The sequence below is a fragment of the Pseudomonas abietaniphila genome, assembly GCF_900100795.1.
GTDB lineage: Bacteria > Pseudomonadota > Gammaproteobacteria > Pseudomonadales > Pseudomonadaceae > Aquipseudomonas > Aquipseudomonas abietaniphila.
In genome coordinates this window covers 17,737-32,714 of the sequence record NZ_FNCO01000010.1, presented here as the reverse complement: position 1 = coordinate 32,714, position 14,978 = coordinate 17,737, and the positions used below count along the sequence as shown (strand labels likewise).

At 58.9% G+C, this 14,978-nt stretch carries 16 protein-coding genes and 1 other RNA gene; 10 read left to right on the top strand and 7 right to left on the bottom strand.

Translation table 11 applies throughout. From position 1 onward, the window contains the following. Nucleotides 1-386 precede the first annotated feature (386 nt). The 6 genes from trxA (at nt 387) to BLS87_RS19150 (ending at nt 7,633) form a co-directional block, all read left to right on the top strand. Nucleotides 387-722: a thioredoxin TrxA gene (gene trxA, locus BLS87_RS19175; RefSeq protein WP_074754547.1), complete on the top strand. Its 336-nt coding sequence runs from the start codon at nt 387-389 to the stop codon at nt 720-722. A 229-nt stretch (nt 723-951) separates the two neighbouring features. After that, the gene (gene rho / locus BLS87_RS19170) at nt 952-2,211 is read left to right on the top strand and encodes a transcription termination factor Rho (protein WP_027979976.1); all 1,260 of its coding nucleotides are present in this window, start codon (nt 952-954) and stop codon (nt 2,209-2,211) included. A gap of 89 nt (nt 2,212-2,300) precedes the next feature. Further along, entirely contained in the window at nt 2,301-4,265 is a 1,965-nt protein-coding gene (locus tag BLS87_RS19165; RefSeq protein WP_074754545.1) for an acyltransferase family protein, read from the top strand. Nucleotides 4,266-4,338: 73 nt separating this feature from the next. Continuing rightward, nucleotides 4,339-5,805 (top strand): 4-hydroxy-3-polyprenylbenzoate decarboxylase, encoded by a 1,467-nt coding sequence (ubiD, locus tag BLS87_RS19160; protein ID WP_074754543.1) that lies wholly within the window; start codon nt 4,339-4,341, stop codon nt 5,803-5,805. Beyond that, entirely contained in the window at nt 5,805-6,773 is a 969-nt protein-coding gene (locus BLS87_RS19155) for a CDP-6-deoxy-delta-3,4-glucoseen reductase (protein WP_074754541.1), read from the top strand. Before ubiD ends, BLS87_RS19155 begins: the two co-directional genes overlap by 1 nt. A 185-nt stretch (nt 6,774-6,958) precedes the next feature. Further along, a complete protein-coding gene (locus BLS87_RS19150; protein ID WP_074754539.1) occupies nt 6,959-7,633 on the top strand; it encodes a gamma-glutamylcyclotransferase in 675 nt (224 codons plus the stop codon). A 443-nt stretch (nt 7,634-8,076) separates the two neighbouring features. On the opposite strand, the gene glpT is transcribed toward BLS87_RS19150, so the two are convergent. Next, nucleotides 8,077-9,426 (bottom strand): glycerol-3-phosphate transporter, encoded by a 1,350-nt coding sequence (glpT, locus tag BLS87_RS19145; protein WP_074754537.1) that lies wholly within the window; start codon nt 9,424-9,426, stop codon nt 8,077-8,079. Between the two features lie 289 nt (nt 9,427-9,715). Between glpT and BLS87_RS19140 the strand changes: the two genes are divergently transcribed. Both BLS87_RS19140 and BLS87_RS19135 read left to right on the top strand, forming a co-directional pair. After that, nucleotides 9,716-10,093 (top strand): TonB family protein, encoded by a 378-nt coding sequence (locus BLS87_RS19140; RefSeq protein ID WP_074754535.1) that lies wholly within the window; start codon nt 9,716-9,718, stop codon nt 10,091-10,093. A 5-nt stretch (nt 10,094-10,098) separates the two neighbouring features. Next, the gene (locus BLS87_RS19135) at nt 10,099-10,734 is read left to right on the top strand and encodes an energy transducer TonB (RefSeq protein ID WP_074754533.1); all 636 of its coding nucleotides are present in this window, start codon (nt 10,099-10,101) and stop codon (nt 10,732-10,734) included. A 166-nt stretch (nt 10,735-10,900) separates the two neighbouring features. Here BLS87_RS19135 and BLS87_RS19130 read toward each other — a convergent pair whose 3' ends face one another. After that, on the bottom strand, nt 10,901-11,878 hold the full coding sequence (locus BLS87_RS19130) for an NADPH:quinone oxidoreductase family protein (RefSeq protein ID WP_074754531.1): 978 nt from the start codon (nt 11,876-11,878) through the stop codon (nt 10,901-10,903). Nucleotides 11,879-12,013: 135 nt separating this feature from the next. On the opposite strand from BLS87_RS19130, the gene BLS87_RS19125 reads away from it, so the two are divergent. Further along, nucleotides 12,014-12,427, top strand: coding sequence for a flagellar basal body-associated protein FliL (locus BLS87_RS19125; RefSeq protein WP_074754529.1), 414 nt, complete (start codon nt 12,014-12,016; stop codon nt 12,425-12,427). Nucleotides 12,428-12,546: 119 nt separating this feature from the next. On the opposite strand, the gene BLS87_RS19120 is transcribed toward BLS87_RS19125, so the two are convergent. Next, on the bottom strand, nt 12,547-12,996 hold the full coding sequence (locus tag BLS87_RS19120) for an EVE domain-containing protein (protein ID WP_074754527.1): 450 nt from the start codon (nt 12,994-12,996) through the stop codon (nt 12,547-12,549). 195 nt (nt 12,997-13,191) lie between these two features. Between BLS87_RS19120 and BLS87_RS33820 the strand changes: the two genes are divergently transcribed. Then, nucleotides 13,192-13,344 (top strand): hypothetical protein, encoded by a 153-nt coding sequence (locus BLS87_RS33820; protein WP_143024423.1) that lies wholly within the window; start codon nt 13,192-13,194, stop codon nt 13,342-13,344. Between the two features lie 124 nt (nt 13,345-13,468). On the opposite strand, the gene BLS87_RS19115 is transcribed toward BLS87_RS33820, so the two are convergent. From BLS87_RS19115 to BLS87_RS19100, 4 genes are all read right to left on the bottom strand, one after another. Beyond that, nucleotides 13,469-14,095, bottom strand: coding sequence for a 5-formyltetrahydrofolate cyclo-ligase (locus BLS87_RS19115; RefSeq protein ID WP_074754525.1), 627 nt, complete (start codon nt 14,093-14,095; stop codon nt 13,469-13,471). A gap of 111 nt (nt 14,096-14,206) precedes the next feature. Next, a non-coding RNA gene (gene ssrS, locus BLS87_RS19110) (6S RNA) lies at nt 14,207-14,385 on the bottom strand. Between the two features lie 31 nt (nt 14,386-14,416). Continuing rightward, nucleotides 14,417-14,737, bottom strand: coding sequence for a cell division protein ZapA (locus BLS87_RS19105; protein ID WP_074754523.1), 321 nt, complete (start codon nt 14,735-14,737; stop codon nt 14,417-14,419). Continuing rightward, entirely contained in the window at nt 14,734-14,943 is a 210-nt protein-coding gene (locus BLS87_RS19100; RefSeq protein WP_062379587.1) for a TIGR02449 family protein, read from the bottom strand. The genes BLS87_RS19105 and BLS87_RS19100 overlap by 4 nt, the downstream gene beginning before the upstream one ends. Between the last annotated feature and the right edge of the window lie 35 nt (nt 14,944-14,978).

Below are 14,978 nucleotides of genomic sequence, written 5' to 3'. Positions count from 1 at the left end.
AGCCAAGTGCATGACCCTGTGGGAGCGAATTCAGTCGCATTGGCCGTGACATCCAACGCATCTTCATTGAACTCACCATCGAATCGCGAGTGAATTCGCTCCCACAGGGCGTCTCGCGCTCTGTATCTGGCACTCCGTGCGTTGTAGGAGCGCGCTTGCCCGCGATCTGGCGCGCAGCGGCAGCAAACCATTCGATCTCGTGGTGTCAGGGCAAACCACGCAGCTGGCGCCTTGGGCAGAAGCGAACTCAGGTTGGTCCGCCAGTCACTTCGATAAAGCTAGTCATAAATGTTCATAGCAAGAGACAATCGCCCGCGCCTTCCTGTCACGGCGTGACACAGTTATGATGGTCCACGTTTTTTTGCCTATGACCTCGGAGACATCTCATGAGTAGCGACCTTATCAAACACGTCAGCGACGCGAGCTTCGACGCCGATGTCCTGAAGGCTAGCGCTAGCGTTCCTGTGCTGGTTGATTACTGGGCTGAATGGTGTGGCCCATGCAAAATGATCGCTCCGGTTCTGGACGACATTGCTGGCACCTACGAAGGCAAGCTGACCATTGCCAAGCTGAACATCGACGAAAACCAGGAAACGCCAGCCAAGCACGGCGTTCGTGGTATTCCGACCCTGATGCTGTTCAAGGACGGTGAAGTGGCAGCGACCAAGGTTGGCGCACTTTCCAAGTCCCAGCTGCAAGCATTCCTCGACGCCAACATCTGATGGCGCAAAGGCCCCGCAAATAGCGGGGCTTTTTTTCTGGTGTTGCACTAGACGCTCGGAAAATCAAGTGGTACATTCGGCCCCGCAACGGCTTCTCCGTTGCCCCCTGCTAGCCGTCGCCGACGCTCTCCTTTCGATTTGTACGCGATCCTGTCGCCTTCTCTGCGGCGCGGCCTCATTAAGCCAAAAGCTTAATTTCCCCCTCCATACATGATTACGTCATTCCTATATGAACCTGACTGAACTCAAGCAAAAGCCTATTACCGATCTGCTCGAAATGGCCGAACAGATGGGCATAGAAAATATGGCCCGTTCGCGCAAGCAGGATGTGATCTTCTCCCTGCTGAAGAAGCACGCTAAAAGCGGCGAGGAAATCTCGGGTGATGGCGTGCTGGAGATCCTCCAGGATGGCTTCGGCTTCCTTCGTTCTGCAGACGCCTCCTACCTTGCCGGCCCAGACGACATCTACGTCTCGCCGAGCCAGATCCGCCGTTTCAACCTTCGCACGGGCGACACCATCGTCGGCAAGATCCGTCCACCAAAGGAAGGCGAGCGTTACTTCGCACTGCTCAAGGTCGACACGATCAACTTCGACCGTCCAGAAAACGCGAAGAACAAGATTCTGTTCGAAAACCTGACGCCGCTGTTCCCGACCGTGCGCATGAAGATGGAAGCCGGTAACGGTTCCACCGAAGACCTCACCGGTCGCGTCATCGACCTGTGTGCACCGATCGGCAAAGGTCAACGTGGTCTGATCGTTGCACCGCCGAAGGCGGGCAAGACCATCATGTTGCAGAACATCGCGTCGAACATCACCCGCAACAACCCTGAAGTTCACCTGATCGTTCTGCTGATCGACGAGCGTCCGGAAGAAGTGACCGAGATGCAGCGCACCGTGCGCGGCGAAGTGGTTGCCTCCACCTTCGACGAGCCACCTACTCGTCACGTGCAAGTCGCCGAAATGGTGATCGAGAAGGCCAAGCGCCTGGTCGAGCACAAGAAGGACGTGGTCATCCTGCTCGACTCCATCACCCGTCTGGCTCGCGCCTACAACACCGTCATCCCCAGCTCCGGCAAGGTACTGACCGGTGGTGTCGACGCTCACGCTCTGGAAAAACCAAAGCGTTTCTTCGGTGCGGCTCGTAACATCGAAGAAGGCGGCTCGCTGACCATCATCGCCACCGCGCTGGTTGAAACCGGCTCGAAGATGGACGAAGTGATCTACGAGGAATTCAAAGGCACCGGCAACATGGAACTGCCTCTGGACCGCAAGATCGCCGAGAAGCGCGTTTTCCCGGCCATCAACATCAACCGTTCCGGCACGCGCCGCGAAGAGTTGCTGACCGCCGACGACGAGCTGCAGCGTATGTGGATTCTGCGCAAGCTGCTGCATCCGATGGATGAAGTCGCTGCCATCGAGTTCCTGGTCGACAAGCTGAAACAGACCAAGACCAACGATGAGTTCTTCCTGTCGATGAAGCGCAAATAACGCGCTGAACGGCGGTAGAAAAATGGTGTCCTTTTGGGGCACCATTTTTTTTGACTTTTTTTCAGTCACAGCGCCAGACAAGGAGCGTCATGCACACTTTTGGCAATCGTCGTGACATCGACGGGCTGCGGGCGATGGCCGTCATTCCCGTGGTGCTCTACCACTTCGGCTTCGGTGCCTTCAGTGGCGGATTCGTGGGTGTCGATGTGTTCTTCGTCATCTCCGGCTTTCTGATCACCTCGATTATCGTTCGGGAAATCAGCGCCGGACGCTTCAGCTTTGTCGATTTCTGGGCGCGGCGTGCGCGCCGTATCATTCCTGCCCTGAGCGTCATGATGCTCGCCGCGCTGGTGGTGGGCTGGATCATCATGCCCGCCAATGATTACTCGCAGCTTGGCCGAGCCGTGCGCTATCAGGCGATGTTCGCGTCCAACATCCTGTTCATGCGCCAGGACGGCTACTTCAACCCGGCTTCGGACTTCAAGCCGTTGCTGCACACCTGGTCGCTGTCGGTCGAAGAGCAGTACTACATTCTGTTTCCTCTCTTGATGGTGCTGTTGACCCGCTTCCTGCGGCACTGGCGCTGGATGTTATTCGGGCTGTTGGTCGTGTCATTTGCGGTCAACGTATGGGCCATCAAACGTGAGCCCGACGCCGCGTTCTTTCTGCTGCCTATGCGGGCGTGGGAGCTGCTGTGCGGCGCGATGCTGGCGGTGATTCCGGCAGCCAGTCGCGAGCGGCCGGCGTGGGTGTATCAACTGGTCAGCACACTGGGCCTTTGTGCGGTGCTGTACGCCATTTTCGGATTTGATAAATACACTCGATTCCCAGGCTGGGCGGCACTGTTTCCCGTGCTGGGCGCTACGGCGATGATTTGGGCCAACGGTCATGCCCCCACCTTGGTTGGGCGCCTGTTGAGCGTGAGGGCAATGGTCGGCGTCGGCCTGATTTCGTATTCGTGGTACCTGTGGCACTGGCCGGTTTTTGTCTACGCCAACGCCGTTTCCGTGGACGGCATGCAGGCGTTGGAGGCCGCTGGATGGGTCGTGTTCACGCTGCTTCTCGCGTGGATGAGCTGGCGTTTCGTCGAGCTGCCCTTTCGCGAAAAGCGTTTGCTGGCCGGGCGTAAGCCCGTACTCGTAGCCGGACTGGCTGCGTTGCTGGTCATTGGCGTCGCCGGGCAACTTGTGCGCGACGCTGATGGCGTGCCGGCACGCCTTTCCGGCCAGGCAATGCAATATGCCAAGGCCCGCGATTGGCAGCAGGGGCAGATGGAGTGCCTGCTGCAGCGTAAAAGTGAGGATCTGACGAAGGTCTGTCGCTTCGGCGGTGACGAGCACACGCCGCCTGTGCAACTGGTATGGGGCGACAGTCATGCCGCCGCGTTGAAGCCTGCAATCCAGGCAGACGCCGAGCGTTTCGGGATTCCCGTCTGGCTCGCCAGTCTCTCCGGTTGCCTGCCGATCCTGGGTCACGAAACCCGTCAGCAATGTCAGGATTTCAATCAGGCTACGCTGCAATCCATTCGCGAGCACAAGATCCGCGACGTCGTCTTGGCCGCGCGCTGGAGCCTGTATCTGTACGGCGAAGAAGACGGTGACATGCAGCACGTGCTGTATCGCGACGACAGCCGCCCGGTCGCCGAGCAGCAAGTGGCGAAGGACCTCACCGCCATGGTTCACAGCCTGCGGGCAACAGGCGCACGCGTATGGATTTTCAAGGAGGTGCCGCTGCAACGGCAGGGCACTGTGGCGCGCCTGGCGAGTCTGGCCATGATCGGGCGGTCTGCCGAACGGTTGGGGCGCCCGATCGCCGAGCATCTTGCCCGTCAACAGTTCCTGAGTTCGCTGTTCAGTCAGTTAAGCAATGAAGACCCGCAAGTACGCGTCCTCGACCCGACGGCATTAATGTGCCCCGGCGGTATTTGTCGCGCTGAGTTCGACGGCTATTCGCAATACATGGATGAAAATCATCTGTCTGATAAAGGTGGCGAGCGCATGAAGCCTTTGCTGGCGCCGATCTTCCTCAGCGAAAACGCCGTCCAAGGCGGGTGATTACGCTTCAGGCTGCTGCCGTCGGCCGTCAGAGCAGGTAGGATGTGCATCTATTTGTTAAGTGGCCGGGTTAATGAAATTCAAGGATCTACGGGATTTCGTGCAGCAGCTTGAGCAGCGCGGAGAGTTGAAACGCATTCAGGTACCCATTTCTCCCGTGTTGGAGATGACCGAAGTCTGCGACCGGACCCTGCGCAACAAGGGGCCGGCCTTGCTGTTCGAGAACCCGACCGGGTTCGATATCCCTGTGCTTGGCAACCTGTTCGGCACGCCCGAGCGCGTGGCGATGGGCATGGGCGCCGAATCGACCGAAGAGCTGCGTGAAATCGGCAAACTCTTGGCGTTCCTCAAAGAACCTGAGCCACCCAAGGGGCTGAAAGACGCCTGGTCCAAGCTGCCCATCTTCAGAAAAGTCATCGCCATGGCGCCGAAAGTCGTCAAGGACGCGCCTTGCCAGGAGATCGTGATCGAGGGCGACGACGTCGACCTCGGCATGCTGCCCGTGCAAACCTGCTGGCCCGGCGACGTCGGCCCGCTGATCACGTGGGGGCTGACGATCACCCGAGGCCCGAACAAAGAGCGCCAGAACCTTGGCATCTATCGCCAGCAGGTGATTGGTCGCAACAAGGTCATCATGCGCTGGCTCAGCCATCGTGGCGGCGCGCTGGACTTCAAGGAGTGGTGCAACAAGCATCCTGGTCAGCCATTCCCGGTGTCCGTGGCCTTGGGTGCAGACCCGGCAACCATTCTCGGTGCCGTGACTCCCGTGCCAGACAGTCTCTCTGAATACGCGTTCGCCGGCCTGCTGCGTGGCAACCGGACCGAGCTGATCAAATGCCGTGGCAACGACCTGCAGGTGCCGGCGAGTGCTGAAATTGTGCTGGAAGGCGTTATTCATCCGGGTGAAATGGCCGACGAGGGCCCTTACGGCGACCACACCGGTTATTACAACGAAGTCGACAGCTTCCCAGTGTTTACCGTCGAGCGCATTACCCACCGCATCAAGCCGATCTACCACAGCACCTACACCGGCCGCCCGCCGGATGAACCGGCGATTCTCGGTGTGGCGTTGAACGAAGTGTTCGTGCCGATCCTCCAAAAGCAGTTCCCGGAAATCACGGACTTCTATCTGCCACCTGAAGGTTGCTCGTACCGCATGGCGGTGGTGACCATGAAGAAGCAGTACCCCGGCCACGCCAAGCGCGTGATGTTGGGTGTGTGGTCGTTTTTGCGACAGTTCATGTACACCAAGTTCGTTATCGTCACCGATGACGACATCAATGCCCGTGACTGGAATGACGTCATCTGGGCAATCACCACGCGCATGGACCCCAAGCGCGATACGGTGATGATCGACAACACGCCGATCGACTACCTCGACTTCGCCTCGCCCGTGTCCGGGCTGGGGTCGAAAATGGGGCTCGATGCGACGCACAAATGGCCGGGCGAGACGACCCGTGAATGGGGTCGCGCCATCGTCAAGGACGAAGCCGTCACTCGCCGGATCGACGACATCTGGAATCAGCTGGGAATAGATTGATGCGCGTAACCTTGCAGCCATCGGGCGCTGTACTTGAGACATTGCCCGGCGAGCGGATCCTCGATGCCGCCCAGCGCCTGGGCTACGAATGCCCGCAGAGCTGTCGCAACGGCAACTGCCATATCTGCTCGGCGCTGTTGGTCGAAGGCAGCGTCGTGCAAAACGGTGAGTTGCAGAGCCACGGCGAAATCTATACCTGCCTGGCTGTGCCGCAGGAAGATTGCGTGGTGCTCTGGGACAGCGTATTGCCGCTGGGAGAGTTGCCGGTGCGCACGTTCGCCTGTCAGGTGACCGAATGCGTCGAGGTCGGCGGGGATGTCTGGCGCGTGATGCTCCGCGCGCCCGCAGGCAAGCCGCCGCGTTATCACGCCGGTCAGTACTTGATGATCGACCGGGACGATGGCGAGAAGTCCGCATTTTCCATGGCTTCAGCGCCTGAAAGCGGCCGTGATCTGGAGTTTCATGTGCTGGCTCGCGAAGCCAGTGCGCAGAATCTGATCAAGCAGTTGCAGCGTGAGGGGATGGCGCGCGTTGAGTTGCCCTTTGGCGACACGCACTTGGGCGAACTGCCTGACGGTCCGCTGGTGTTGATCGCTGCAGGTACCGGTATGGGGCAGATGCACAGCTTGATCGAGCATTGCCGTTCCAAGGGATTCCCGTACCCGGTTCATGTCTACTGGGGCGTGCGGCGGCCTGAAGATTTCTACGAACTCAAACATTGGGACGAGTGGAAAACACTGCCAAACCTGCATTTGCACAAGGTCGTCAGTGACCTGTGTGGTTGGGAAGGTCGGTGCGGCATGTTGCACGAGGCGGTGTGCGAGGACTTCGCCGACCTCAAATCCATTCAGGTCTACGCCAGCGGCTCGCCCAACATGGTCTATTCCACCCTCGATGCCCTCGTGGTCGCCGGCATGGACGCGCATCAGATGCGTGCCGACGTCTTCGCTTACGCGCCACGCTCCTGACCGTCCGCCCGATGGCAGGCGCCGTGGAGAGTTAATTGCATCAGAATAGGTGCAGGGTCGGTTTCAAGTCGTCACGGCCTGCACACTGCCCGCAACGGTGTCTGACTGTTGAATCGCTGTTGCGTGAGCCGCTTTAGACGTGTTCAGCACTACATTGGCATTACGTTGGCCAATGGGGGAGCCAGATGGGGAATCAAATCAATAGCTTGGTGGAAGCCGTACACGACGGCCTCGGGCTGTCTTACCCACCCGTTATCGACCTTGGGCCGAAGCTGACCCGCGACCAACTCCTCGCTTCCATGCATGCCACCATGTCCCGTCACGAAGGCGGTCCTGTTTGGCTGTTCGCCTACGGATCACTGATATGGCGCCCCGAGTGCTCCGCCGTGGAGCGTCAGCGCGGCCGGGTTCATGGCTACCATCGCGGCCTCTACCTCTGGTCCCATGAGCATCGCGGCACCCCCGAGCAGCCGGGACTGGTCTTCGGGCTGGACCGTGGCGGCTCGTGCAGCGGTTTCGCCTATCGCCTGCCGGAAGAAAACATCGAAGAATCATTGTTGGCGCTGTGGCAGCGGGAAATGCCTTTTCCGTCCTATCGCCCACACTGGCTCAGTTGCCGACTCGAAGATGGCACCAAAGTACAGGCCTTGGGTTTTGTGCTTGAACGCCACCTGCCCAGCTACGCCGGCAACCTGCCTGACAGCGTGCTGACCCAAGTCTTGGCCAGTGCCAGCGGTCGTTACGGCACCACGTGGGAATACGTCGAGCAAACCATTCACGCCCTGCGCAGCCACGCCATGCCGGATTTGAGCCTGGAAGAGCGGTTCAAGCGCTGCAAGCCGATTTTGCTGGCGGTTTGAATACGGCACGAACTGCTCCCACTCTAGCCGCGCTCACAGGATTCGCGCGATCTTCCAGGCCCTTGGCGTCGACGCGGTCCCTGTAGGAGACGTCCGAGGTTACGAGGGCAGCGAACGCGGTGGGTCATTCAGCACTGATGCTGCTGATCCAGCGTATTCGTCGGAATGCCGCCCAGATCAAAGTCGATCCCACAGGTTTCGCGTGATGTTCCAGGCCCATGCATCAACGCGGTCCCTGCAGGAGACGTCCGCGGTTACGAGGGCAGCGAACGCGGTGGGTCATTCAGCATTGATGTCGCTGATCCAGCGCATTCGTCGAATACCGCCCAGACCAAGCTCGCACGCCCTCCGGGCAGAAGCCGAGAGTGATGTAATTGCTCGCTGCGTTTGTCTCCCCAGCGATGGCGCTTGTTAGGCGCCATCGCCAGAACAGCCAAGAACGTTTAAGCCGTTGCCTCACGCGACTGACTCGCCACCCGCGTATGCCGCAACGTAGGGATCAGGAAAGCGATCGCCAGTAGGCATGACGCCACGAGAATCACGAAGCCGCCGTCCCAGCCGAAATGGTCAACGGTGTAGCCCATCAGCGCACTGGCGGCGACCGAGCCGCCCAGATACCCGAACAAGCCAGTGAAGCCTGCCGCTGTTCCGGCCGCTTTCTTCGGCGCCAACTCCAGCGCCTGCAAGCCAACCAGCATCACCGGGCCGTAGATCAGGAAGCCGATAGAGACCAATGCGATCATGTCGACCGTCGGGTTACCCGGCGGGTTGAGCCAGTACACCAGCGTTGCGACCGTCACCAGCGCCATGAACACGATGCCTGTCAGGCCGCGATTGCCCCGGAAGATTTTGTCCGACATCCAGCCGCACAGCAGCGTCCCCGGAATGCCCGCCCACTCATAGAAGAAATACGCCCACGAGGTCTTGTCCACGTCGAAGTGTTTGGCTTCTTTCAGGTAGGTGGGCGCCCAGTCCAGCACGCCATAGCGCAGCAGATAGACGAACACGTTCGCCAGCGCGATGTACCACAGCATTTTGTTGCGCAGCACGTATTTGACGAAGATTTCCTTGGCGCTGAATTCTTCTTCGTGGCTCGCGTCGTAGCCTTCCGGGTAGTCGTTCTTGTACTCCTCGACCGGTGGCAAACCCACGGATTGAGGGGTGTCACGCATGGTGATAAAGGCAAACAGCGCCACGAACAATGCCACCGCAGCCGGCACATAGAATGCCGCGTGCCAGTCGTTGGTCCAGCCCAGGCCGAGCAGGAACAGCGGACCAATCAGGCCGCCACCGACGTTGTGCGCCACGTTCCACACCGACACCACGCCGCCGCGTTCTTTCTGCGACCACCAATGCACCATGGTACGTCCGCTCGGTGGCCAGCCCATGCCCTGCGCCCAACCGTTGATAAACAGCAGGATAAACATGATGGTCACGCTTGATGTTGCCCACGGCGCGAAACCGAACACGAACATCACCGCCGCCGACACTAGCAGGCCGAACGCCAGGAAATAACGCGGGTTCGAGCGATCCGAAACCAGCCCCATCAAGAACTTCGACAGACCGTAGGCAATCGCGATCGCCGAGATCGCCACGCCCAGCTCACCTCGGGTGTAACCCTCATCGATCAAGTACGGCATCGCCAGCGAGAAGTTCTTGCGCAGCAGGTAGTAGCCCGCGTAACCGAAGAAAATACCCGCGAAAATCTGCCAGCGAAGGCGGCGGTAGGTGCTGTCGACGCGCTCTGCAGGCAGCGGGGCCTGATGCGCGGCAGGTCGGAAGAAGGAAAACATCGAAACACTCCAAGGGTTTTTATTTTCTTATGCGAAATCGAATATTACATTTTCGTTACAGAAAATAGGAAGGCTTCTCATCGGAAAATATCCCGAATTCAGGCGCATTGGCGTGTTGGATTTCGAACATGGCTTGAGTGTGTAGGCGGACGCTTGATCTTTAGGATCGGTCCTACTCGAGAAACGGACTCGATAACCTTATCCGCGCTGCCTCGCGCACCTACCATCGCGCCCTTCTGTCGTAGTGGCGTTTTGGGGCGAGGTGAATGTGAGCGGGTGGCGAAAGTATGTGAGCGTTCTCGGGCTTTGCCTGATCGCGCTAAGCGGCACTGCCGCAGGCAGAGAGATTCATCCGCTGTTTGATCGGTACATCTCGCCGGCTTACCCGTCCGCGCTACGCGGTGGCCGAATGTTCGCGAGCGTGCGGGTGAATTACGACATCCACAACGACGGGTCTGTCAGCGGAATCAGGGTCACCGAGCAAACTGATCAAAAGTCAGCCAATGTCGTGCTTTCGGCAATCAAGCGCTGGCGGTTCAAGCCATGGGACGTGACCGAAGACATGCCTGCGTCCATCGGCGAATCCGTGCAATTCGTTTTTGATCAGGAGCGACGTGAGCGTCGGTTGAGAATGGTAATTTCGTGGGCGCGGAGGGAAGTACCGTGACACGGATGCTGAAATGGCTGATGTTCGCCTCGTCGCTGATTTCTGGATCGCTGCTGGCTCATGCGGTCGAGCTGAAATATGCGCACCAGCCGGCACCTGCCTACCCGCGCTCATTGTATGAGCAGCGCATGTCAGGGTTGGTGCTCGTCGAGTTTCGAGGGCACAGCGATGGTTCGATTACAGATGTGAACGTTATCGACAGTTCACATCACAACTTCGCCAAGTCAGTTCTGCGCGCAGTCCCGGGATGGCGGCTCAAGCCTTGGCAGGTCGGCTTTGAAACGCCTGAGACGATCAGCTTCAGGCAGGAGCTCTACTTCACCCACTCAAGTGAGAGGCAAGAGCCACACAGGTGGATACGCCGTCACGTTCGCGTGCTGTCCTGCAACGCATTCAACAAAGCACTCAAGACCTTTCGCGCCAACTCGCCCGACCATGATGTGCGGGACATGCATCACATCACCTACACCTTCAGGGTGCTGGGGAGGTCAGCGACGAGGCTGAAAATGACAGACGATCAGAGAGCGGAGCTGGGTGATGATTTTGTTCGGGCAATTCCTGAGGTCATCCAACGATGCAGAGCTCAACCGGGGCTGCGCTACAAAGAAGCGCTGCCGGAAAGTGTGCGTAAGCTGATTTAATTCTGGAGGGGCTTACTTCTTTCGTTAGCGGGCGAAACGCAGAGCGGGTCTGCGTTTCGCCTTTAGTAGGACTTCGTTAGGACTTCATTTACCGGAGCGCGTTAGATGCTGTCCTTGGCCAATGACGGCACGGGTCCGCAGCAGAAGTGGCAGACCGTCAGGCGATTCATCTCACCCCCACCACCACCTTCCCAACCGCCTTCCTCTGCCGCAACGAATCAATCGCTTCCCCGGCCTGCTCCAGCGGATAAACCTTCGACACCAGAGGCTTCAACTTCCCTTCGCTGTACCAGGTGAACAGCTGTTGAAAGTTGGCCGCATTGTCCTGTGGCTGGCGCTGTGCAAATGAACCCCAGAACACGCCGACGACGGAGGCGCCTTTGAGCAGCGCGAGGTTCACGGGCAGTTCGGGGATGCGGCCGCTGGCGAAGCCAACGACGAGGAGGCGGCCGTTCCAGGCGATGGCGCGGACGGCCTGGTCGAAGAGGTCGCCGCCGACGGGGTCGTAGATGACGTCGACGCCGTTGCCGTTGGTAAGGCGTTTGAGTTCGTCCTTGAGGCTGGTTTCGCTGTAGTTGATGAGTTCGTCGGCGCCGGCGTTTCTGGCGACTTCGAGTTTGTCGGCGCTGCTTGCGGCGGCGATGACGCGTGCGCCCATGGCTTTGCCGATTTCAACGGCGGCCAGGCCTACGCCGCCCGAGGCGCCGAGCACGAGCAGGGTTTCATCGGGTTGCAGGTGTGCGCGTTGTTTGAGGGCGTGCATGGAGGTGCCGTAGGTCATGCTGAAGGCCGCGGCAGTGGTGAAGTCCATGGCCTCGGGAATGGGCAGGACGTTGTAGCCCGCGACGGCGATTTGTTCGGCGAAGCTGCCCCAGCCGGTGAGGGCCATCACGCGGTCGCCGACCTTGAGGTGGCTGACCTTTTCGCCCACGGCGGCTACGACGCCAGAAGCTTCTCCACCCGGGGAGAACGGGAAGGGTGGTTTGAACTGGTACTTACCCTCGATGATCAGGGTGTCGGGGAAGTTGACCCCGGCGGCGTGCACGTCCAGCAGGATTTCGTTTTTCTTGGGTTCGGGGGCTGGGATGTCCTCCAGCACCAGATCTTCGGCGGGGCCGAAGGCTTTGCAGAGCACGGCTTTCATCGGGGACTATTCCTTTTCCAGTGATGGCCGATAAGTGTAGGTAGAGGGGGTGTGGGGTCAATGAGCATGCCCCGGCCTGATAGGCGTGCATAAGCTGAAGTAAGCTATGCCGCGAACCGGATTGAGGAGTGGAATGTGAAAGCGTGGATTCTGATGCTGTTGGCGTTGTCGATGCCTGTCGTGGCCCTGGCCGAAGAGGGTGGTGGCGAGAAGGATGACCCGAACAAGGTGTCTTACGTGGCGCTGACCCCACCGTTCGTGGGTAACTACGCGCTGGACGGCGGCCCTAAGCTGCACGTCTATAAGGCTGATGTGGCGCTGCGGGTCAAAGGGGCCGAGGCGCAGAAGCTGGTGAAACAGAACGAGCCGCTGATCCGTAACCAGTTGGTCGCGCTGTTCACGCAACAGACGATCGACAGCATGGGTAACGTCGACGCCAAGGAAAAGCTTCGTCAGGAAGCCTTGAAGCAGACCCAGCAGGTGCTCACCCAAGAGACCGGCCAGCCTGTGGTTGAGGACTTGCTGTTCAATAACTTTATTGCACAGTAAGACGGCTCCCTTTCCGGCGTGAGCGTGCTCGCGATTGCGGTGTGTCAGATTGATGCAATCTGATCAGACAAAAAGCAACCGCGGGCAAGCGCGCTCCTACAGGGATGTGCACCGCCCGCTCAGCGCAACGCCAGTACCGCCGCCCACTGTTCGGCGGTCACCGGCATGACTGACAACCGGCTGCCTTTTTGCACCAATGGCATCTGCTCCAGTGCGGTTTGCTGTTTCAGGTAGCCCAGGTTCAGCACCTTGGGAAAGGTTTCGACAAAGGCGACGTCGATGGCGCTCCAGCGGTTCTTTTCCTGGGTGGCTTTGGCGTCGAAGTAGTGGCTCTTGTTGTCCAGAGCGGTAGGATCCGGGTAGGCGGCCTGGATGATCTTGCCGATGCCGGCGATTCCGGGCTCCGGACAACTTGAGTGATAGAAAAAGAATTCGTCGCCGACCGCCATCGCGCGCACAAAATTGCGGGCCTGGTAATTGCGAACGCCGTCCCAACGGGCTTGGCCGAGTTTTTGCAAATCCGTAATCGAGAGCTCATCGGGCTCGGATTTCATCAGCCAATAGGCCATATGTTGTGTCTCCCGGAGGGTAACTGGACAGGTTGTCCTACGTTTTCATGACAAACCGACAGTCGGCTGGCGCCAGTATTTGCGTGTTGGTTCACGTTATCGCAGAATGCCGGGATTTTAAGGGTTACACCGTTACGCGGCCTACAGAAAGACGCTGCGGACGTCAGTTTTTGATTCGCCAAAGGGGGGCAGTCAATGCAACGCAAGCCGGATTTACTATGGATTTTGGTCATTTTGTTCGGCTTGGGCATTGTCACCACCGGGTATGCGCAGGGTCTGTGGTCCGCCAAGGCCGACGCGCCGGTTGAGATCACTCAGCAGCAACAGCAGCAACCGACCCGCCGTTAGTTTTATTTAGATTTCTTTTTTGTAGGAGCGCGCTTGCCCGCGATGAGGCCCGCGCGGTCGATGCAGGTGTGTTGCCTGGAAGATTTTCGCGGGCAAGCGCGCTCCTACAAAGTCAAAGCCCAGATCAGACTAGATACCATCGCTTGTCCGACACCGTTCCCTGCAACGGCACATCCCAACTGGCGACCGCCAGCTTTCCGACTTTCTGACACTCATGGGCCAGACCGAGCAGCACCGGTTTCTGCCAGGCTTTGCGACGCGCCTGATACGCCAGGCTGCGGTCGTAGAATCCGCCGCCCATGCCCAGTCGACCGCCTTGGTCATCGAAACCCACCAGCGGCATCAGGATGAGGTCCAGCGCCCAGATCTTGCGTTGTTTTCTCGCGTCGATCCGTGGCTCGGGAATGCGGAATCGGTTTGGTCGAAACCTTTCTCCCGGCTTCACCCGCTGAAACACCATTTTGGTTCGGGGCCAGGCACTCAGCACCGGCAGATAGGTTTTCTTGCCCCGTCTCTGTGCTTCGCGAAGCAGCAGGCGCGGATCGATTTCACCGTCCATCGGAAGGTAGAGCGAAACGTGTCTGGCACGACGAAAAAGCGGGTCTTGCGCCAATTGACGGTATAAACCCTGCGCCGCCTGTCGCTGTTCTGCGCGGTTGAGCGAGCGACGGGCCTTGCGCAGGAGACGACGCAATTGTGGACGGGAAAGGGCAGAGGAATCGTTCAGGGAAGCGGCGCCAGAAGAAGTCATGCAGGCGGGTCCGTGCGATCTGGATGGGGGCTCGAGAGATCAGGCTGATTCACGATAGCTGTCCCCAGTTCCACCGCCAGGCGGGGCGCCTGGCAATGGCTTGAGAATGTGAGACTCCCCGACGAACCGCTGTCGGTGTAGCCCTTGAACCCGAAAGTTCAAGGTGGAGATTGCAGGAGGTTTTAAGGCTTTCCGTCGAGCGGACATGCACACCAACCCCAACGTGCAACCCCCGTGGTTGTGCGTATCGGCTCAGGGACATGACCGACTGGCAAGCACTCCAGGGAGCGGTCGCAAGTATACCGAATCATGTCGGAACAATCAGCCTTGTGCTTTTGGTTCATCCGTGGCAAGGACCAGGTCCACTCGGTCCAGAAGGTCGCGCACTTGCTCGCGGGTCGAGCCACTTGCCTGGTTCGCTTCGGGCAGCTCCTGTTTGTGCAACAGGTCATGGGTAATGTTCAGTGCGGCCATCACCGCGATACGGTCGGCGCCGATGACTTTGCCGCTGCTGCGAATCTCGCGCATCTTGCCGTCCAGGTAACGCGCTGCGCTGACCAGATTGGTGCGCTCCTCTTGAGGGCAGATGATCGAATACTCTTTGTCGAGGATTTGCACGGTGATGCTGTTGCCATTACTCATGAGTCTTGCTCCAGGGCCTTGAGGCGCGAAATCATGGACTCGACCTTTTGCCGGGCGATTTCGTTCTTTTCAATGAGGTGAGCGCGTTCCTCGCGCCAGGTTTTTTCCTGAGCTAATAAGAGTCCGTTTTGACTTTTTAGTTGCTCGACACGATTGATCAATAACTCCAGTCGAGCCATCAGCGCTTGCAGGTCGTTGTCTTCCATTGTTTTCCACTGATTACTTTCAGATGAGTGGTGCA

What these genes read in the sequence shown, in the direction of transcription:
- trxA (WP_074754547.1), top strand. Translation starts at nt 387, where the DNA reads ATGAGTAGCGACCTTATCAAACACGTCAGCGACGCGAGCTTCGACGCC.
- rho (WP_027979976.1), top strand. Translation starts at nt 952, where the DNA reads ATGAACCTGACTGAACTCAAGCAAAAGCCTATTACCGATCTGCTCGAA.
- BLS87_RS19165 (WP_074754545.1), top strand. Translation starts at nt 2,301, where the DNA reads ATGCACACTTTTGGCAATCGTCGTGACATCGACGGGCTGCGGGCGATG.
- ubiD (WP_074754543.1), top strand. Translation starts at nt 4,339, where the DNA reads ATGAAATTCAAGGATCTACGGGATTTCGTGCAGCAGCTTGAGCAGCGC.
- BLS87_RS19155 (WP_074754541.1), top strand. Translation starts at nt 5,805, where the DNA reads ATGCGCGTAACCTTGCAGCCATCGGGCGCTGTACTTGAGACATTGCCC.
- BLS87_RS19150 (WP_074754539.1), top strand. Translation starts at nt 6,959, where the DNA reads ATGGGGAATCAAATCAATAGCTTGGTGGAAGCCGTACACGACGGCCTC.
- glpT (WP_074754537.1), bottom strand. Translation starts at nt 9,426, where the DNA reads ATGTTTTCCTTCTTCCGACCTGCCGCGCATCAGGCCCCGCTGCCTGCA.
- BLS87_RS19135 (WP_074754533.1), top strand. Translation starts at nt 10,099, where the DNA reads ATGCTGAAATGGCTGATGTTCGCCTCGTCGCTGATTTCTGGATCGCTG.
- BLS87_RS19130 (WP_074754531.1), bottom strand. Translation starts at nt 11,878, where the DNA reads ATGAAAGCCGTGCTCTGCAAAGCCTTCGGCCCCGCCGAAGATCTGGTG.
- BLS87_RS19120 (WP_074754527.1), bottom strand. Translation starts at nt 12,996, where the DNA reads ATGGCCTATTGGCTGATGAAATCCGAGCCCGATGAGCTCTCGATTACG.
- BLS87_RS33820 (WP_143024423.1), top strand. Translation starts at nt 13,192, where the DNA reads ATGCAACGCAAGCCGGATTTACTATGGATTTTGGTCATTTTGTTCGGC.
- BLS87_RS19115 (WP_074754525.1), bottom strand. Translation starts at nt 14,095, where the DNA reads ATGACTTCTTCTGGCGCCGCTTCCCTGAACGATTCCTCTGCCCTTTCC.
- BLS87_RS19105 (WP_074754523.1), bottom strand. Translation starts at nt 14,737, where the DNA reads ATGAGTAATGGCAACAGCATCACCGTGCAAATCCTCGACAAAGAGTAT.
- BLS87_RS19100 (WP_062379587.1), bottom strand. Translation starts at nt 14,943, where the DNA reads ATGGAAGACAACGACCTGCAAGCGCTGATGGCTCGACTGGAGTTATTG.